16 protein-coding genes are annotated in these 18,246 nt (G+C 59.1%); 9 read left to right on the top strand and 7 right to left on the bottom strand.

The features are described 5' to 3' along the window. Nucleotides 1–38: 38 nt before the first annotated feature. From ACP15L_RS13445 to ACP15L_RS13415, 7 genes are all read right to left on the bottom strand, one after another. On the bottom strand, nt 39–878 hold the full coding sequence (locus tag ACP15L_RS13445; protein WP_425084545.1) for an NAD-dependent epimerase/dehydratase family protein: 840 nt from the start codon (nt 876–878) through the stop codon (nt 39–41). Then, on the bottom strand, nt 875–2,089 hold the full coding sequence (locus ACP15L_RS13440) for a pyridoxal phosphate-dependent aminotransferase (protein ID WP_425084544.1): 1,215 nt from the start codon (nt 2,087–2,089) through the stop codon (nt 875–877). Before ACP15L_RS13440 ends, ACP15L_RS13445 begins: the two co-directional genes overlap by 4 nt. Then, complete coding sequence (locus ACP15L_RS13435; RefSeq protein ID WP_425084543.1) at nt 2,086–2,859, bottom strand: HpcH/HpaI aldolase family protein; 774 nt, start codon at nt 2,857–2,859, stop codon at nt 2,086–2,088. The genes ACP15L_RS13440 and ACP15L_RS13435 overlap by 4 nt, the downstream gene beginning before the upstream one ends. Then, nucleotides 2,859–4,070: an NAD(P)/FAD-dependent oxidoreductase gene (locus tag ACP15L_RS13430; protein WP_425084542.1), complete on the bottom strand. Its 1,212-nt coding sequence runs from the start codon at nt 4,068–4,070 to the stop codon at nt 2,859–2,861. The genes ACP15L_RS13435 and ACP15L_RS13430 overlap by 1 nt, the downstream gene beginning before the upstream one ends. Continuing rightward, on the bottom strand, nt 4,067–5,776 hold the full coding sequence (locus ACP15L_RS13425) for a hydantoinase B/oxoprolinase family protein (RefSeq protein ID WP_425084541.1): 1,710 nt from the start codon (nt 5,774–5,776) through the stop codon (nt 4,067–4,069). The genes ACP15L_RS13430 and ACP15L_RS13425 overlap by 4 nt, the downstream gene beginning before the upstream one ends. Further along, nucleotides 5,776–7,860 (bottom strand): hydantoinase/oxoprolinase family protein, encoded by a 2,085-nt coding sequence (locus ACP15L_RS13420; protein ID WP_425084540.1) that lies wholly within the window; start codon nt 7,858–7,860, stop codon nt 5,776–5,778. Before ACP15L_RS13420 ends, ACP15L_RS13425 begins: the two co-directional genes overlap by 1 nt. A 99-nt stretch (nt 7,861–7,959) precedes the next feature. Beyond that, nucleotides 7,960–8,862, bottom strand: a complete 903-nt coding sequence (locus ACP15L_RS13415; RefSeq protein ID WP_425084539.1) for a LysR family transcriptional regulator — start codon at nt 8,860–8,862, stop codon at nt 7,960–7,962. Nucleotides 8,863–9,027: 165 nt separating this feature from the next. Between ACP15L_RS13415 and ACP15L_RS13410 the strand changes: the two genes are divergently transcribed. From ACP15L_RS13410 to ACP15L_RS13370, 9 genes are all read left to right on the top strand, one after another. Continuing rightward, the gene (locus tag ACP15L_RS13410) at nt 9,028–9,786 is read left to right on the top strand and encodes an NAD(P)-binding domain-containing protein (protein WP_425084538.1); all 759 of its coding nucleotides are present in this window, start codon (nt 9,028–9,030) and stop codon (nt 9,784–9,786) included. A 174-nt stretch (nt 9,787–9,960) separates the two neighbouring features. Further along, a complete protein-coding gene (locus ACP15L_RS13405) occupies nt 9,961–10,995 on the top strand; it encodes a hydroxymethylglutaryl-CoA reductase (protein ID WP_425084537.1) in 1,035 nt (344 codons plus the stop codon). Beyond that, nucleotides 10,992–12,062 (top strand): type 2 isopentenyl-diphosphate Delta-isomerase, encoded by a 1,071-nt coding sequence (gene fni, locus ACP15L_RS13400; RefSeq protein WP_170720049.1) that lies wholly within the window; start codon nt 10,992–10,994, stop codon nt 12,060–12,062. The genes ACP15L_RS13405 and fni overlap by 4 nt, the downstream gene beginning before the upstream one ends. After that, entirely contained in the window at nt 12,056–13,222 is a 1,167-nt protein-coding gene (locus tag ACP15L_RS13395; protein WP_425084536.1) for a hydroxymethylglutaryl-CoA synthase, read from the top strand. Before fni ends, ACP15L_RS13395 begins: the two co-directional genes overlap by 7 nt. Next, on the top strand, nt 13,206–14,336 hold the full coding sequence (locus ACP15L_RS13390) for a mevalonate kinase family protein (protein WP_425084535.1): 1,131 nt from the start codon (nt 13,206–13,208) through the stop codon (nt 14,334–14,336). The genes ACP15L_RS13395 and ACP15L_RS13390 overlap by 17 nt, the downstream gene beginning before the upstream one ends. Then, complete coding sequence (locus tag ACP15L_RS13385; protein ID WP_425084534.1) at nt 14,333–15,235, top strand: mevalonate kinase family protein; 903 nt, start codon at nt 14,333–14,335, stop codon at nt 15,233–15,235. Before ACP15L_RS13390 ends, ACP15L_RS13385 begins: the two co-directional genes overlap by 4 nt. Beyond that, nucleotides 15,228–16,232 carry a diphosphomevalonate decarboxylase gene (gene mvaD, locus ACP15L_RS13380; RefSeq protein WP_425084533.1) on the top strand — a complete coding sequence of 335 codons (1,005 nt, stop codon included), beginning with the start codon at nt 15,228–15,230 and terminating at the stop codon, nt 16,230–16,232. The genes ACP15L_RS13385 and mvaD overlap by 8 nt, the downstream gene beginning before the upstream one ends. 259 nt (nt 16,233–16,491) lie before the next feature. Continuing rightward, nucleotides 16,492–17,115, top strand: coding sequence for a helix-turn-helix domain-containing protein (locus ACP15L_RS13375; protein ID WP_425084532.1), 624 nt, complete (start codon nt 16,492–16,494; stop codon nt 17,113–17,115). A 206-nt stretch (nt 17,116–17,321) separates the two neighbouring features. Continuing rightward, a complete protein-coding gene (locus tag ACP15L_RS13370) occupies nt 17,322–18,245 on the top strand; it encodes a class II glutamine amidotransferase (RefSeq protein WP_425084531.1) in 924 nt (307 codons plus the stop codon). Nucleotide 18,246 lies beyond the last annotated feature (1 nt).

Below are 18,246 nucleotides of genomic sequence, written 5' to 3'. Positions count from 1 at the left end.
ATTTGGACAGAAAGAGACTTGGAAGACGGCACTAATGGTTACTCCTTCGCCGTATCGTCTGCGTTCAGGTTCAGATGCGCCATACCACTGCTGCCCAGATCAACGGCTGCAAATGGGCCACCGTGGTGGATGTTGGCGGGATCAAGGGGGTCAAGTGGGCCGTTCTTGGCAAAGATCTCATCGGCGAATTGCTCGGCATTGTCCTTGGGCCGGAAACCCAGATGCCGCGCCTTGGAGTTGTCGACGGGCGCACGGTCATTGTCGGACACGCCATAGACGATGCTGAATCCGGTGACCGGGGTTTTGATTGCCTGTTCCACCATATGGACCAGATCATCATAGCTGAGCCACGTTCCCACCGCGCGGTTGTTCGTGACCTGCGCGCAGGACAGGATGCGCAGGCAGACGGCCTCGAGCCCGCGCTTGTCCCAGTATAGCGAGGCGAGGTCTTCGGCGAAGCACTTGGCAAGCCCATAGAACGTGTCTGGTCTGTGTGGAGCGTCGATGCCGATGAAATCGGTCTTTTTGTGCATGCCGACCGCATGGATCGACGAGGCATAGACCACCCGCCGCAGATTGTTGCGATGGGCGGCCTCCCACACGGTATAGGCGCCGTAGAAGTTCGGGCCCCAAAGCACATCCATTGGGGCCTCATCCGCGATGGCGCCAAAATGAACCACCATATCCGCGCCGTTCAGCAGCTCTGTCATAGCTTCAAGATCGGCAAGGTCGGCTTTGACGTAGCTTTCGTTCGGTGCAAGGTTGGGCACACTGTCGGCAATGTCCGAGGAGACAAGCTCGTCGCACAGTTTCGATAGCGGCCCGCGCAAGTATGATCCAAGCCGCCCCGCTGCGCCGGTGAGGACAAGTTTCTTCATGGGCGAACTCCTTTCAGATTGGCAACGGCATCAGAGATGCGGTTCAGGGCCGTGTTCAGAACGTCTTCGGACGCGGCGGTTGAAATGCGGAAAAAGGGCGACAGCTCATAGGCGCTGCCGGGAACAGCCGCCACACCGGCTGCGCTGAGAAGATAGGCGGTCACATCGGCATCCGAGGCCAGGGTTGCGCCGTCGGGCGTCGTGGCCCCGATCAGGCCCTCGCAGCCGATCAGCCCGTAGAAGGCCCCACCCGGCGGGTCGAGCGTCAGGCCGGGAGTGTCGCGGATACGTTCGACCACAAGGTCGCGGCGAGCCTCGAACGCGGCACAGAAACGGCGCACTTCATCCTGCGGTCCGTTCAAAGCAGCCGCCGCTGCGGCCTGCGCGATAGAACAAGCGCCCGAGGAAATCTGGCTTTGTACCTTGGTCATCGCGGCGATCAGCTCTTTCGGGCCTGCGCCATAGCCGATGCGCCACCCGGTCATCGCATAGGCCTTGGAGACCCCGTTTACCGTCAGCGTCCTATCTTTCAGGGCCGGGCACAGGGCTGCGAAAGACCGGAAGATGCGATTGTCGAACAGGATGTGTTCGTAGATCTCATCGGACAGGATCAGGATGCGGTCGTGTTGTTCCAGAACCGCGCCAAGGGCCGCGATCTCAGCGTCCGAATAGACCGCGCCCGAGGGGTTCGACGGTTGGTTCAGCAACAGCCAGCGTGTCCTAGTTGTGATCGCGGCGCCCAGCCTGTCGGGGGTCAGGCGAAATCCGTCCTCAGCCGGGCATTCGATGGTTACAGGCGTGCCGCCTAGGATCAGCACGATGTCCTTGTACTGCCCAAAATAAGGCGCGCAGAGGAGGACTTCGTCGCCCGGCTCCAGCGTGGCCATGAAAGCGTTGAACAGCACCTGTTTGGCCCCGTTCGACACGATAACTTCATCGGGGGCGTAGGTCAGATCGTTCTCGCGCTGCAGTTTGTCGACAACAGCCTGCCGCATGGTCAGGGTGCCGTTGGTGGGTGGGTATTTGGTCTCGCCCGCCAGAGCCGCCTGATGCGCGGCTTCCTTGATGTGGTCGGGTGTGTCGAAGTCGGGCTCTCCGAGGCCCAGATCAATGACATCCTCACCCCGCGCGCGGGCCTCTTTCGCGGCCTGGCTGACCCAAGCTGAGGCCGAGGGGTGCACGGATGAAAGGCGCGAGGCGGCAAAGCTCATTTCAGGAGATCTTTCGTCTGGGCCAGAGCCGTGTCAGCTGCGCGCGCCAGAAGGCCCGTATCAATGGCATTGGCAACGAAGGTGAACCCTTCGTTCAAAAGCTCCGCCGCAAAGGCCGGGTCGGTGACCAGGGTGCCAACGGGAACCCCGCGTGCGATCAGTTTTTGCGCGGCTTTTCTGATCTCGGACCAGACCTCGGGATGCATGGTATTGCCGACATGCCCAAGATCGGCGGCGATATCCGCCGGACCGAAGAAGATGCCGCTGACACCATCGACAGTGCCGATGGCCTCGGCTTGATCCAAGGCGGCGCGGGATTCCACTTGCAGTAGAACCGTCAGCTCGTCTTCGCAGCGCGTTACATAGTCCTTGATCCGGCCGAAACCCGTTGCGCGGCTTGCGCCGGCCATCCCACGAACGCCGCGCGGGGGATAGCGCGTGGCCGCGACGGCGCGTTTGGCTTCTTCCACCGATTGGATCATCGGAAACAGAAGCCCCGGCGCGCCGAGATCAAGTAGACGTTTGACCACGACCGCATCGTTCCATTCGACGCGGACTAGTGCTGTGGTCTGATACGCCTCGAAGGCTTGCAACTGAGACAACACGCTGTGATAGTCATTCGCGCTGTGCTCCATGTCGATCAGCGCCCAATCATAACCTGCGGTGGCTATGACTTCGGCTGCAGTGTTGCTGCACAGGCTGACCCACACACCAACTTGTTTGTCGCCATTTGCGATTGCATGGGTGAAACGGTTGGGTGTTAGCTCCATCAAATCACTGCCTTTTCGATAATTGGTTGCCCGGCCGGGATACGTTCGTAGTTGAAGGGCGTCAGATCAAGCGCGCGGTATTCGCCATAGGTCAGCCACTCGGCCGTGCCACGCCCCATCGCAGGAGACTGCTGCAGCCCGTGGCCCGAGAACCCGTTCAGGAAGATGAAGTTCGACAACTCGGTATGAGGACCCATGACCGCGTTGTGATCGAAGGTGTTCATCGCATAGTGCCCGGCCCATTCACTTTGCAGTTTGATCGCTTCGAATTGTGGGATACGCGTGGCGAGGACGGGCCAGACGTGGTTTTCCCAGAAGGCGTGATCCATGTTGAAATCATCGAAATCCACCGCCGGGTCGATGTCGGAATGTCCGCCGCATTGATACGTGCCGCCCCCGACCTCGCGGACATGAACGCCAGAAGGATCAATGGTCAACGGCAGGTCGCGGTCTAGCGGCTGTTCGGCCTTGAAAATCCAGGAATAGCGTTTGCGGGGTTCAACTGGCACGTCAATCCCAGCCATCTGCGCGGTTCTGGCCGCCCGAGGGCCGGATGCGTTGACCACCTGTCCGCACGCAATGACTTCGCCCGAGGCGAGTGTGACGCTTTCGACCTTGGTGCCTGAGGCGTTTCGGGTGATCTCGACGACTTCGTTCTGGACCCATTCGACTCCACGCTCGCGGCTTTGCCGCCGCCACCAGTGATCGAGGGCTGCGCCGTCGAAATAGCCTTCGTCAACCAGATTGATCGAGCCCAGAAGGATGTCATCGACATTGTAGAACGGGTAGGCCGCCTTGATCTCATCCGCGTTCATCAGCTGCGTTGCCGCACCTGCCGCCAACTGCACTTTCTGGTTCTCGCGCAGCACGTTGGCAAAGCCTTCGTTGTCGGCCAGATACATGTAGCCAAAGGAATGGATCGAAAGCTCGGGCACCCGGTCGTCTCCACCCATATAGCCGCGTAGGTTCTTGACGAAGTCGGCGGCAAACTGGCTGATCCGCACGTTCAGCTCGGCCGAGAATTGCTGCCGGATACAAGAATTTGTATGCCCGGTTGAACATGAGGCGAAACTCATGTCGCGTTCGATCACCAGAACCGAGCCATTGAAATCGGCATTGTCCGACAGGAACCAAGCGGTCGAGGCCCCCATGATCGCGCCGCCTATGATCACCACGTCATAGCTTTGCCGGGCCGGGCTTTGGTTGCTCATTCGTATTCTCCTTTTGCAACGGCAAGGTGGATCTCGGAGATCTCGGATGCCGTCAAGCCATAGTCGCGTGATGCTGTTTCGTCTGAAATATAGCCGAGCGCCAGATCACGCTTCACCATCTGTTTTGACCGTTCCGACGGGTCACCGTAGCCAGCACCGCCGGGGAACGCCATCACGACTTTGCGTCCGTGTGGTACAAACTGTTTACCTTTGACCCGCATGTCGGATCCGTCGTCCTGGGCAATGGTGGTAGGCGCGCCATTTCCCCCGCCACGGCGACCGCGCGCGGGATATTGGCTGCGGTCGAACATGGCCTGAATGTCGAACTCGTACCCCTCTTGCGCGCCGACCTCCATATACTGGCCCAACCCACCGCGCGTTTTACCTGCGCCACCGCTGTCCGGGCGGAGTTCCTTGCGCCAAATGATAACGGGACCCGCATGTTCGGTGGCCTCAATCGGCATGGTCATGACGCCCGAGGGGAAGGCGGTGGCGTTCATCCCGTCGTGTTCCGGCCGCGCGCCGGACCCGCCCGAGTTGAAGGTCAGCACTTCGGACCGGCGGGCGCCTTTAGGGGCCGGAGCATCGGTGCGGGGGCGCAGGCTAACCTGAAAGTTGCACAGACAGCCCGCACCTTCGGCGGGGACAAGGCCGGGAACAATCTTGTCGAACGCGTCATAGACCGCATCGGGCACGAAATGGCCCACGATATGGCGCAGCGCGACCGGAGCCGGGTGCAGTGCATTCACGATGGTGTTCTCAGGTGCGGTGACCTCAAACGGGGCCAATGATGCCGCGTTATTAGGGATCTCGGGCGCAATCGCGACCTTGAGCGCGTAGCAGGCATAGGCTTTGGTATAGACCAGCGGGCAATTGATCCCCTTCTTGTCCACCCCCGAAGTGCCGGAGAAATCGGTCACGATCCTGTCGCCTTCGACGCTGATCCTGACCTTCAACGTGATCGGAGTATCAAACCCGTCCATCGTCATTTCACCCTCAGCGGTTTTCTGAGGCAGGGCAGCGATACGCTCCAGCGTCGCTCGGCGGGAGTTGTCGAGGATGAACGCGGCGATCCCATCGAGGGTTTCGAGGTCGAACTCCTCCATCATTTCGATCAGACGGCGATGGCCGATTTCGTTACAGGTGGTCAGAGCATAGATGTCTCCGATCAGCTGATCCGGCTCGCGCACATTGCCGCGAATGAGGCGCACCAGCGTTTCATCCACATCGCCACGGTCGGCAAACTTCATGATCGGGATGTACAGCCCTTCCTCATAGACGCTTTGAGCATCCGCCCCGAAGCCGCGCCCGCCGATATCCACGATATGCGCGGTACAGGCAAAGAACCCGACCAATGCGCCCTTGCGAAAGGATGGGGTGACCATAGTGATGTCATGTAGGTGGCCTGTACCCTCCCACGGGTCATTGGTGATGTAGACGTCGCCTTCATGCATGTTCTGCCGGCCAATTCGGCGAATGAAATGTGCAACCGCATCTGCCATCGCGTTCACATGGCCCGGCGTACCGGTCACAGCCTGCGCCAGCATGTTCCCGTGCGTGTCGTAGACCCCCGCCGACAGGTCCCCGGCCTCGCGGACCGAGGTTGAGAACGCCGTCCGAACCAACGCCTGCGCCTGTTCCTCAACAACCGAGATCAGTCGGTTCCACATGACCTGATAGGTGACTTTGGATTGCTCGTTGCTCATCACGCGGCTCCTTTGGTCACAACGTCGATGCAGCCATCCGGCTGGCGGATGGCATCCCGGCTGGCGGGGACAACGATGGTTGTTTCATCCTCGGTCACGATTGCAGGTCCTTGGGCGCGCTGCCCGCTCTGCATACTTTCGCGGTCGACAGTATCAGCGTCCAGATAGCGACCGGATGCAGCGTCAAAGACCTCTCGCGTGCCTTCGGACATGGCCGGGGCTGTTGCACCCGTGACGGCAATCGGCGTGACCTCTTCGGGGGGCGTGCTGGCGTTGACCGACCAGACCGTGATCTCGATATCCATGCCCGCGACCGGGCGGCCAAAAAGCTTCGTATAGCCTTCCTCGAACCGGGCCTGATAGGTGGCGGCGTCGGGGTTCATTGCCTGTTCTTCGGTCAGTTCGATCGGGATTTCCCATCCCTGACCGGAATAGCGCATATAGGCTTTGAAATCGGTCCGGATCGGGCTTGTTGCATCGCAGGTTCGCACGAAGCCCATCGTTTCGTCTCTCAGATCTGACAAAAGCTGTCTGATCCGTCCCACATCAAAATCGCTGAGCTTCATATAGACTGAGCGGTTGGCCTCGAAACTAAAAGGCGCGCGCAGGAAGCCGATAGCCGAGCCGACCCCGGCCCCCGGCGGAACCAGCAGGCGTTCGACCCCAAGCTTTTCACACAGACGCCCGGCGTGCAGAGGGGCCGCGCCCCCAAAAGCGATCATGGTGTATTCGCTCAGGTCTTCACCATTCTCAACGGCGTGAACGCGTGCGGCGTTGGCCATGTTTTCGTCCACCACCTCGGCCACGCCAAAGGCGGCCTCGACCGGGTCCATGTCCAGCGTACTGCCAACATGGTCGGTCAGCGCAGATTTGGAGTTGTCAGGGTGCAAAACGATCGAGCCACCGGCGAAGTTGTTCGGGTCCAGCTTACCGAGAACCAGATCAGCGTCCGTCACACCGGGGCGCGTGCCACCGCGCCCGTAGCAGGCCGGGCCTGGCTCGGATCCGGCGCTTTCCGGACCCACGCGGATCTGGCGCATCCCGTCCACATGAGCCAGGCTGCCGCCGCCCGCGCCGATCTCTACCATGTCGATCACCGGGATCGAAATCGGCATGCCCGAGCCTTTCTTGAACCGATAGGTCCGCGCGACCTCAAACACGCGGCTGGTTTTGGGCGTCTGGTTCTTGATCAGGCAGATCTTGGCAGTGGTGCCGCCCATGTCAAAGCTCAGCACTTTGTCCAAACCGTAGCGTGCCGCAATATGCGCCGCAAAAACCGCACCTCCAGCGGGGCCGCTTTCGACCAGCCGCACCGGGAACTCCGCCGCATTCTGGATTGAGATGATGCCGCCACCCGAATGCATCAGGAAGATCCGGCATTTTATGCCTTGGGCGCGCAATTGATCCTCGAGCCGACCCAGGTATGAGGCCATCAGTGGCTTGATATAGGCGTTGGCGACGACCGTGTTGAACCGCTCATATTCGCGCATCTGAGGCGAAACCTCGGACGAGATCGAAACCGAAACGTCAGGCAGTTTCTCGGCCAGAACCTCGCGCACCATATGCTCATGCGTTGGGTTGAGGTAGGAGTGGATCAAACCTACCGCCACCGATTCAAACCCGGCTTGTGCAATCTTGTCCACCACGGCTTCGACATCGGCACGGGTCAGATCAACCAGAACCTCGCCGCGCGCATCGACGCGGCCGGGAACGGTAAAGCGCATGTGTCGCGGAAGCAGCGGGTCAGGCAGTTTGAGGTTCAGGTCGTACTGCTCGAACCGGCTTTCGGTCCGCATTTCGATCACATCGCGGAACCCTTCCGTCGTGATCAGCGCTGTCTTCGCCCCCCGGCGTTCGATTAGTGCATTTGTTGCCAGCGTGGTGCCGTGAATGATCTGGTCAATCTGGCCCGGAGTGATCTCGGCCTTTGCACAAACCTGCTGCATCCCGTCGATGATCGCGTTTTCCGGCGCGGCATAGGTTGTCAGCACTTTGGTTGAAAATGTCTGTCCATCCTTTTCCAGAACCACATCGGTAAAGGTGCCGCCGATATCAACGCCCAGTCGGAAAGAATGTGATGTCATGCCCGTGCCCGCTTGAAAGAGTACCTGTCAAACGCGACTAAAACCCAGCTCGGGACGAAAAATCAAATTGCTTTAATTTCTACCCTTGATCAGTTTTATTTATCCTTTTTGTGGCCTGAGCTGAGCGGCGATTTCCGCCGCATGTTCCACGAACCGTGCGGCCCGAGTTGGATCATAGCGGGCAAAAAACCGCAGCGGATCGGCTGTCCAGTCGGATTCGAGTTCCAGCAGGGCACCCGAGTCGATCTCACGCTGGACCAGAGGGCGCGGCAGCAATGCGATCCCGAGACCCTCTGAGACCATCGGAACACAAGCGGACAAAGCGTTTGAATGCACGATTTTTTGCGCGTCCAGCCCGCGTTCCTGCGCCATGGCGTGCAGGCTGTGCCCTGCAATTGTGTGGCGAGCATGGGTCAGAACGGAGAATGCGAAAAACCGGTCGACGCTGCGCCCGTCGGGTAAGCCTGAGGCGAGTGTCGTGTTGGCCACCCACACATAGTCTTCGCCGGTCAGTTCTCTTGTCCCGTCCAGTTCCGTTTTGAATGGCCCGTTCTGCACCGCAAGATCAAGCTGCCCCTCCAGCAGCTTTTCATCAATCGTGCTGGACAGGTCTACCACAAGCTCGACGCTCAGATTGGGATAGTGCTGTTTTAGGCAACGCAGAAAATCTTGCAGCCATGTGCAGGCGACCAATTCGGTGACGCCAAGACGCAACCGCTCCTGAATCAGATCCTGTCGGTCGGCCTCTTCCAGCAAGGCTTCGGTTGCGCGGAGAACCGTTCTGGTTTTTTCCAACAGCGCCTCTCCCTTCGCTGTCAGACGCACGGAGCCTGCATCGCGATACAATAGCTTTGTGCCCAACGCATCTTCCAGCGTGGCGATACGTGAAGAGATATTGGGCTGCGTCGTGGCAAGCGCGTTCGCTGCGGCGCGGAAGGTTCCCATATCGACTACGAAGGTGAAGGCTTCGAGCTGTTTGAGAGTGATTTGGTTCTTTATCATTCAAGCTTTTGAGCATCAGAGAAACTGATCGTCAATCGTTCAGGGCAAGAAGCCGTCCGTTCCGTCCATTTGATGTCTGGTCGGTGGAGAATTGGTTTGCGTGCGGCGGCGAATAGCGCGATCAACGGGGCGACTCGACCATGTGCCGGAAAACAGGAGGCAAACATGAGGCTTGGCTATCTTGGGTTTGGAACCATTGCGCGGGCCTGCGCCGAAGGTTTGGTCAGCGATGGCCATGACATTGTTGTCAGCGAAAGAGGCCGGGCCAACTCATCCGAGCTGTCGGCCCGTTTTGACAATGTGACCGTGGCTGACAATCAGGGTGTTTTGGATGCCAGCGATGTGGTCTTTGTCGGATCGACCGCCGAACAGGCCGAGGCGATGCTGTCCGCGCTGCGGTTTTGCGAAGGCCAGCGGGTTGTCTCGTTCATGGTTGGTATCTCGCCGGAACAGGTTCAGGCCCTCGTTGCACCGGCCACGTTCGAGACGCTGATGATCCCGTTCCCATCCATTGCCTCGGGCGGGTCTCCGGTTCTGGTATTTCCCGCGTCGCCAACGATTGAGGCGCTCTATGGTGGTTCAAACACCGTGATCACCATGAAGTCTGAGAGTGATTTCAACGAGTTTCTGGCCGCACAGGCCCTGTTGTCGGTGGTGGCAAAGTCGCTGGCCGTCGGGATTGACTGGCTAGGCCACAAAACCGGCAGCACCCATGAGGCTGAGAAATTCCTGCGCCTGTTGATCGGAGGGTCGATCATGGCCGCACCGATGGAGACCGAGAACGCGATGGCCGATCTTGTCGACTCGTTGAACACGCCGGGCGGGCTGAACCAGCAGTTGAGAGAGTACATGGCCGATCGCAACACCTATGACGATCTGGTCCAAGGGATCGAGGTCCTGTCGGCCCGCCTGTCCGAGGGCTGACGATTAGGCGCGCGCGACGACATCATGTCGCTGATGCGGGATGCGTTTACCCATTGGGGTCGCCGAGACGGCCGCGATGTTTGGCTTTGGCGGTTTGACATTGGCCCTTTGGTCTGGTGATACCCCTCATCGGATCAGACGCTTTTGTCGACCGAAACTGAAAAGGGACCCCAGGTGCGCGCCAAATCTACGTTCGTGACCCCGCTTCCAACCCAATGGGTCGGGCCGATTCTGTTCAGAGGGGATCTGGTGTCCGGCGAGGTCAGCGTCCCTCTGGCGACGTTCGAGACGCCCTTATGGCCCTCCACCGCGCGGGGTGCAGGTGTTTCACGGCATGCAGGCGGCATTCAGGTCACCCTGGTTGATGAGCGGATGACGCGCTCCATCGCCGTACGTGCGCAGGATGCGGCCTCGGCGCATCAAGCCTGGCAACGGATCGAGGCGCAGACCGACAAAGTGGCCGAGATCATCTCCTCGACCAGCCGCTTTGCCCGCCTGATCAAGCTGAATCGTCAGATCGCTGGGAACTTGCTGTTTATTCGGATTGAGTGTTCCACCGGGGACGCCTCAGGTCACAATATGGTGACCAAGGCGGCCGAGGCGGTGCTGAACTGGGTCTTGGATGACCAGCCGCAATTGGCCTACGCGTCGATCTCGGGCAACCTGTGTACCGACAAGAAGGCATCCGCTGCGAACGGGCTTTTGGGGCGGGGCAAATACGTCATTGCCGAAGTGGAAATTCCGGGTCGACTGCTGCGGCGCATGCTGCGCACCACGCCCGAGCAGATGGTTGCGCTCAATCTCGAAAAGAACCTGATTGGCGGAAATCTCGCGGGATCTCTGCGCAGTGCCAATGCGCATTTCGCAAACATTCTGCTGGCCTTCTATCTGGCCACCGGTCAGGACGCCGCGAATATCATTGAGGGCAGCCAAGGTATCGTTCATTGCGAAGCGCGCGGTGAAGACCTGTATTTCTCATGCACCTTGCCGAACCTGATCGTCGGTTCGGTCGGGGCGGGAAAAGGCAATGAACAGGTCGAAGAAAACCTGCGTCTGATGGGCTGCAAAGAGGAGCGCGAGGCGGGCGAAAACGCCCGTCGGCTGGCTGGCATCTGTGCCGGGGCGGTGTTGTGCGGTGAGCTGTCCTTGATGGCCGCGCAAACCAATCCCGGAGAGCTGGTGCGCACCCATATGGAACTGGAGCGATGACCAACCCCAAACCTGCCGACCGCAGCGTGGCCGGGCGCAAACTGGACCATCTGCGCGCTGTACTTGAAGACCCCGAAGTCGAACGCAGGCGCAGCGGGTTTGACACGATATCTCTGACCCATCGCGCCTTGCCTGAACTGGATCTGGATGCGGTCGACACCGGCACCCGGTTTCTGGAAAAGCTGCTCAGCTTTCCGCTGCTGATTTCGTCGATGACGGGTGGAACCGGGGACGAGATCGCAAGGATCAATCGCAACCTTGCTGAGGCGGCCGAGGCGACAAGGGTCGCGATGTCCGTCGGCTCGCAGCGTGTGTTATTCGCCGATCCTGCCTCGAGGGGCAGTTTTCAACTGCGAGATGCCGCGCCAAGTATACCGTTGATCGGCAATATCGGTGCCGTGCAGCTGAACGCAGGACTAGATGCAGACCACTGCCAACAGGCCGTTCAGGCGCTTGAGGCCGACGGGCTTTACCTGCACCTAAACCCGCTGCAAGAGGCCGTGCAGGTCGAAGGGGATCGCGACTTTTCCAACCTGTCTGGCAAGATCTCTGATCTGGTGTCGAACATGCCGGTGCCTGTGCTGATCAAAGAGGTTGGTGCCGGGCTGTCCGGCCCTGATGTCGAGCTGGCCTATGACGCCGGTATACGCCATTTCGACGTGGCCGGTCGCGGGGGCACGTCCTGGAGCAGGATCGAATATCACCGCCGCGCAGACGAGCAGGACGATCTAGGGCTGGTTTTTCAGGATTGGGGTCTGACAACGGTCGAAAGTTTGCTTGAAACTCGGGACGTCTTGGTCAAAAAGACCGATCCAACAACACTCATCGCCAGTGGCGGTTTAAGAGACGGTGTGGACATGGCCAAATCTATCATTCTTGGCGCAGATCTGTGCGGAATGGCCGCGCCGTTTTTGGCCGCAGCGCAGGAATCGAGCGCGCAGGTCATCCGACAAATCGAAAAGTTACGTCGCGAATTTCAGACGGCGATGTTTCTTTTGGGCTGCGCCGATGTATCTCAGCTGAAGGCAAATGTCTCACTGATCCGATCAAGGTCAAAGTTTTGGTAATCTCTACTGGTATCAGCGCGATGAGCTTTTTTACGCCTCATCGCTATATTTCGCTGGACACTCTGGCCCAGCATCACGGCATCGACCCTGCCAAGTTCTCACGCGGGATCGGGCAGGAAAAGATCGCCATGCCGGGGCATGACGAAGACGTGGTGACCATGGCCACCGAGGCCGCGAAGCCGATCATTGATCAATTCGGAGCAGACGGGATCGACACCATCTTGTTTGCAACGGAAACAGGGATCGACCAATCAAAATCGGCGGGTATCTATATGCAGCGGCTCCTTAGGCTGCCTTCGAACCTGCGCAATGTGGAACTGAAGCAGGCCTGCTATTCTGCCACCGCCGCCGTGCAAATGGCCTGCGCTCATGTATCGCGCAAACCGGATCGCAAAGTGCTTGTGATCGCCTCGGATATCGCGCGCTATGATCTGGACAGCTCGGGCGAGGCGACGCAAGGGGCGTCGGCCATTGCGATGCTGGTCACGGCTGATCCGACGCTGTTGGAGATCGGCACTGTCTCGGGCCTGTTTACCGAAGACATCATGGATTTCTGGCGCCCCAACCACCGGCGCACACCCTTGGTTGACGGTAAGTACTCGGCGCTGCGCTATCTTGGGGCGCTGGTGGAGTCCTGGCGCGATTATCAGGCAAATGGCGGCTTACCCTACGATGGGTTTGCGCAGTTCTGCTATCACCTGCCATTCTCGCGTATGGGCGAGAAGGCGCATCTGCGTCTGGCGAAAGAGGCAAGAGCCGAGGCCGATATGCAGGCCGCTTTGCCGGGGATGATCTACAATCGTCAGGTCGGGAACAGCTATACCGCATCGATGTACCTCGCGATCCTGTCCACGTTGGAGAACAGCGATAGCGATCTGGCGGGCAAATTCTTAGGGCTGTTTTCCTATGGGTCCGGCGCAACGGGCGAATTCTTTGACGCCAAAGTTGTCGAAGACTACCAAGACCACCTGTTTGCACCCCGCCACCGGAAAATTCTGGAGGACAGGACCGCCGTCTCGTATGATGAATATGTTGCCCTCTGGCACGCGAGGAATGGCGAGGACGGGACTGATACGCCCATGCCCGATGAGGCAAAAGGACGCTACAGACTGGCAAGCATTGACGACAACAAGCGCATCTACGTTGACCGGACCGCATGATAAAGTCTGGGCCCACGCGCCCGGTAAGCTGATCCTGTCCGGAGAGCATTCGGTTCTGTATGGCATGCCTGCACTGGCAATGGCCGTGGCCCGCTACACCGAAGTGTCTTTCCAGCCGCTGGGCTTGGGTGAAGGTTTGAAAACCGCGTTCGAGAACCTGTCGTCAGGCGAATACTACCCTCTGAAACTGTTGTCTCAGTTCAAGGCGTCACTGGATCAGCGCTTTGATCAATTCACGCGCGGCGAGTTGGATGTCCACAAGATCCTCACGCGTCCCGATGATCTGGCGGTCTATACGCTTGCCTCACTGTTGCATGACAGCCTCGCAGCGCCCGGGTCCGTGATCCCCGGCATTGGAGCGATGAACAGCAAACTGGCCCCCGGACAGCTGGCCAGTCGATCAGAGCTGCCGATTGGCGCGGGTATGGGGTCGTCTGCCGCAATCGTCGCGGCAACAACGGTGTTGTTTGAAAACCTGTTGGAGCGGCCCAAAACGCTTGAAGAGAGATATGAACGGGTCCGTTTTTGCGAGCGCCTCAAGCATGGGCGTGCGGGGCCGATTGATGCCGCGGCAGTTGTCCGAGGTGGCCTTGTGCGTGCAGGCGAGACGAGTATCGCGGCGCCGGAGTTACCGTCGGATCATGGCTTGTTGACGGGGAACGGTTGGTACTGGGTCCTGCACGGAAGGCCCGAAAGCAGCACCGGCGAATGTGTCAGCGCGGTCAAGGTCGAACACGCGCAGAACGACACCCTTTGGCAACGTTTCGGGGACTGTACGACCGCGTTTTTGACCGCCATCGCCTCGGGGCGTGACCCGGACGATGCGATTTCCGAAAACCAGCGATTGCTGGAGATAGTCGGCGTCGTGCCGGACCTGTGCCAAACGTTTATCAGACAGATCGAAGGCATTGGTGGCGCGGCCAAAATCTGCGGCGCGGGGTCTGTGCGAGGTGATTTTGGTGGGGTGGTTCTGGTGCATATGGAGGACCACAACAAAATGGCCCATTTCATGTCGGGCTATCCTCAGATGCAATGGTCTGCGTTGCGTCTGACCTCGACAGGTGCAGCGATGGGCAGGGCACCTATTCACAGCTCAGACGAGGCCAGTCCATGATACGGGCCAGCGCACCGGGATCGGTCATGATTACGGGAGAGCACGCGGTCGTCTACGGCTCCCGAGCGATAGTGGCCGCCATTGAACAAAGACTAATGGTGACGCTGCGACCACGCACCGATCAATTGGTGCGTCTTTCCTCAGATATTGCCGAAACCCAAACGGTAGATTTGGATCAGGTGCAGGCAGTGGGGCCTTACAAATTTGTCCTCGCCGCAATCGCCATGCACAGGGATGCGATTGACGTCGGGATGGATATCTCGATCTCGTCGGAGATTGACCCGACGCTTGGGCTGGGGTCATCTGCCGCCGTGACCATTGCCGCTCTGGGGGCCGTTCTGACTATCACAGGTCAGCCGTTGAACGGTATTCACTCTAAGGCCTACCAGATCATTCAGGACATTCAGGGCCGCGGCAGTGGCGCCGATTTGGCTGCCAGCTTGCAGGGCGGTATGCTGGCCTATCGCGCTCCACCAAATCCAGAGATGGTGGCACTGCCTCACCCTCCTACGATCTGCCTGCGATACTGCGGCTACAAGACCCCCACTGCGGTTGTCTTGCAAAAGGTTTCGGAACGGATGATCGGAAGAGAAGTCGAGTTCAAATCACTTTATACGGATATGGGCGACTTGGCCGATCATGCCATCAGTGCCGCGAAGGACCGCGATTGGGTGGCCTTCGCGAACGCCCTGACAAGCTATCAGACCCGCATGGAGGATTTGGGCGTGAGCGACGAAACCCTGAACCGGATCATCACATCAGCCCGACAGGCCGAAGGTGTCATGGCGGCCAAGATATCGGGCTCCGGCTTGGGCGATTGCGTTCTGGCCCTGGGAGTGCCGCCTGATGGGTTCACTCCGGTGACACTGGCCAGCGAAGGACTGATCATACATGACTGACGCCGTTCAGACCCTCATTGACCAAGCGATGCGAGACGCGGGCGAGGTACAAAGCTTTAGCGCTTATGCCCCAAGTAATATCGCGTTGTCGAAATATTGGGGCAAACGGGGCAGAGCGTTGAATCTGCCGCTCAACAGTTCCTTGTCGATCTCTTTGGCGGAGTGGGGGTCTCATACAACTGTCGAGCCATCCCAGAGCGGGTCGGATCAGGTCTTGCTGGACGGTCAGCCTCTGCCGCTGACCTCGGGCTTTGCGTGCAAGGCGCTTGCGTTTGCGGATTTGTTTCGCGGTGGCCAAGAGCTGCCACTGATGATTTCGACCAGAAACACGATCCCGACGGCGGCCGGTTTGGCATCTTCCGCCTCGGGCTTTGCTGCGTTGACTCGCGCTCTATGCGGCAGTTTTGGGTTGGACCTGCAAGCACAGGATATGAGCCTGATCGCCCGATTGGGCAGCGGCAGCGCAACACGCTCGCTCTGGCATGGGTTTGTGCGCTGGGACAAGGGCGTGCGCGATGACGGTGGCGACAGCCACGGTGTGCCGCTGGATCTGGTATGGCCGGAGTTCCGCATTGCCATTGTCGAGGTGGACACAGGCCCGAAACTGCACTCTTCCCGCGATGGAATGAACCACACGGTCGATACCAGCCCTCTGTTTCTCAGCTGGCCCGAGATGGCCGAGCGGGACTGCAAGACCATCGAGAAAGCGATCAATGAGCGAGACTTTGAAACCCTAGGCCAAACGGCCGAGGCAAATGCGTTGGCCATGCACGCGACCATGCAAGCCGCACGTCCCGCGCTGACCTACCTTTCAGATCAAAGCTGGGTGATCCTGCAGCGACTGTGGCAGGCCCGCACAGATGGTCTTGCAGCCTATGCGACCATGGATGCGGGGGCGAATATCAAGCTGGTTTTCCTGAAAAAAGCCGAGGCAGATGTCTTGCAAGCGTTTCCTGGTGCCCGCGTGATATGTCCGTTCGAATGGTCAAAGGCATAGAAGCCACAGCACAAGATTGAGCGGTCGCCGCTGCCTAGGTGTCGCGCTTTGGAAGGTGACCGCGCGCGATCTAATGCATAATCACCAAGCGTTTGAGTTTGGAAATGCCCTCAGCTCTTCCTGCCGTTTTGCGGGCGATAGACTTTAACCAAAGGCTTCGCTATCCAACTTGCAGGCTCAGCGCCTTGCCGAACAGGCTCAAACACTTGTAGCAAGGGCAGTGGATATGACGGCCAACCCAAACGACAGAGCCTCTATTATGAAACTCACGCAGGATCCTCATTCGATCCGGTCCGGTGACCGGGAAAAGGTTCTGGAAGTGGCCATCGGTCGCGAGGTTCGGGCCTTTCGCAAGCAACAGAACACAACGGTCGCCGAGCTTGCCCAGGTAACCGGCCTGTCGATCGGGATGCTGTCCAAGATCGAAAACGGCAACACGTCGCCTTCGCTAACCACGCTGCAACTGCTGGCCGATGCGTTGTCGGTTCCGCTGACCAGCTTTTTTCGCCGGTTTGAAGAGCGTCGCGACGCTGTCCACACCAAGGCCGGTGAAGGCGTCGAATTAGAGCGTGAAGGTACGCGGGCACATCACCAATACAACCTTCTCGGCCATTTAGGCGCCAATGGTTCGGGCGTAATTGTCGAGCCTTATCTGATCACCCTGACAGCGGAATCGGATGTTTTCCCAACCTTCCAGCATGGTGGGATTGAAACGATCTACATGCTGGAGGGCGAGGTGGACTATCGCCATGGGGAGCAGGTTTATCCGTTGAAACCCGGTGATACTCTGTTCTTCGACGCGGATGCGCCGCATGGGCCTGAGCGACTGGTCAGTCTGCCGGCGCGGTATATCTCGGTGATCAGTTACCCTCAGACAAGCTGATCCGACTTCTAGCAGAAAGCGGATGATCAATTCGCTAAGCCTACAGCTATGTTGGCCGGGCTCTCTTGCCGTGGCTTGTAAGTGAGTGCTCAGAAATTGGGCAAAATTTGCCTGCTAGGAAAAAACATTTCCTCTAGTTATTGAGGGTCCGGAGTTTTGTTGCTAGCGTACACGCGCAACGAAACACGCAAGGAGAGCTGTCTGCCATGTGCGGAATTGTCGGACTATTCCTTAAAGACCAGTCACTGTCGCCTAAGCTGGGTGAGATGCTGACGGATATGCTGATCACCATGACCGACCGTGGCCCCGACAGCGCTGGTATCGCGATCTATGGCGATCCATCTCAGGGCATCACGAAGGTTACCGTTCAGTCTGCAAACCCCGAACAGGACTTTGCCGGACTGGCGGATGAGCTGGGCCAGAGCCTGAATACCTCCGTGACCCAGACGATCAACGATACCCATGCGGTGTTAGATATCCCCGGCGATCAATTCGAGGTTGCACGCGCCGCGCTGGCCGAGATCCGCCCCTCGGTCCGGATCATGAGCCGAGGGGAGAGCCTTGAGATCTACAAGGAGGTCGGTCTGCCCAAAGATGTTGCCGCGCGCTTCAACCTCAGCGGCATGACCGGCACGCATGGCATCGGCCACACGCGTATGGCCACGGAATCGGCGGTGACCACGATGGGTGCGCACCCGTTCAACACCGGGGATGACCAGTGTCTGGTGCATAACGGATCGCTGTCCAACCACAACTCGCTGCGGCGCAAGCTGCGTCGTGAGGGCGTCCATATCCAGACCGAGAATGACACCGAGGTGGGCGCGGCCTATCTGACGTGGAAAATGATGAACGGCGCGTCTCTCGGCGAGGCGCTGGAAAGCAGCCTTGAGGATCTGGACGGGTTCTTCACCTTTGTCGTCGGCACCAAGGACGGATTCGGCGTGGTCCGTGACCCGATTGCCTGCAAGCCGGCGGTCATGGCGGAAACCGATCAATATGTGGCCTTTGGCAGTGAATACCGAGCCTTGGTGAACCTGCCCGGCATCGAAGTCGCCCGCGTGTGGGAGCCGGAGCCGGCGACGGTCTACTTCTGGTCCCACACCAATACACCCAACAAAAAGGCCGCGTAAA

Source organism: Ruegeria profundi, from assembly GCF_049800715.1.
GTDB lineage: Bacteria > Pseudomonadota > Alphaproteobacteria > Rhodobacterales > Rhodobacteraceae > Ruegeria > Ruegeria profundi_A.
The sequence above is the reverse complement of the archived record's forward strand: the minus strand, read 5'-3'. Positions and strand labels throughout refer to the sequence as shown.

What these genes read in the sequence shown, in the direction of transcription:
- ACP15L_RS13425 (WP_425084541.1), bottom strand. Translation starts at nt 5,776, where the DNA reads ATGAGCAACGAGCAATCCAAAGTCACCTATCAGGTCATGTGGAACCGA.
- ACP15L_RS13370 (WP_425084531.1), top strand. Translation starts at nt 17,322, where the DNA reads ATGTGCGGAATTGTCGGACTATTCCTTAAAGACCAGTCACTGTCGCCT.
- mvaD (WP_425084533.1), top strand. Translation starts at nt 15,228, where the DNA reads ATGACTGACGCCGTTCAGACCCTCATTGACCAAGCGATGCGAGACGCG.
- ACP15L_RS13440 (WP_425084544.1), bottom strand. Translation starts at nt 2,089, where the DNA reads ATGAGCTTTGCCGCCTCGCGCCTTTCATCCGTGCACCCCTCGGCCTCA.
- ACP15L_RS13415 (WP_425084539.1), bottom strand. Translation starts at nt 8,862, where the DNA reads ATGATAAAGAACCAAATCACTCTCAAACAGCTCGAAGCCTTCACCTTC.
- fni (WP_170720049.1), top strand. Translation starts at nt 10,992, where the DNA reads ATGACCAACCCCAAACCTGCCGACCGCAGCGTGGCCGGGCGCAAACTG.
- ACP15L_RS13445 (WP_425084545.1), bottom strand. Translation starts at nt 878, where the DNA reads ATGAAGAAACTTGTCCTCACCGGCGCAGCGGGGCGGCTTGGATCATAC.
- ACP15L_RS13435 (WP_425084543.1), bottom strand. Translation starts at nt 2,859, where the DNA reads ATGGAGCTAACACCCAACCGTTTCACCCATGCAATCGCAAATGGCGAC.
- ACP15L_RS13430 (WP_425084542.1), bottom strand. Translation starts at nt 4,070, where the DNA reads ATGAGCAACCAAAGCCCGGCCCGGCAAAGCTATGACGTGGTGATCATA.
- ACP15L_RS13375 (WP_425084532.1), top strand. Translation starts at nt 16,492, where the DNA reads ATGAAACTCACGCAGGATCCTCATTCGATCCGGTCCGGTGACCGGGAA.
- ACP15L_RS13410 (WP_425084538.1), top strand. Translation starts at nt 9,028, where the DNA reads ATGAGGCTTGGCTATCTTGGGTTTGGAACCATTGCGCGGGCCTGCGCC.
- ACP15L_RS13420 (WP_425084540.1), bottom strand. Translation starts at nt 7,860, where the DNA reads ATGACATCACATTCTTTCCGACTGGGCGTTGATATCGGCGGCACCTTT.
- ACP15L_RS13385 (WP_425084534.1), top strand. Translation starts at nt 14,333, where the DNA reads ATGATACGGGCCAGCGCACCGGGATCGGTCATGATTACGGGAGAGCAC.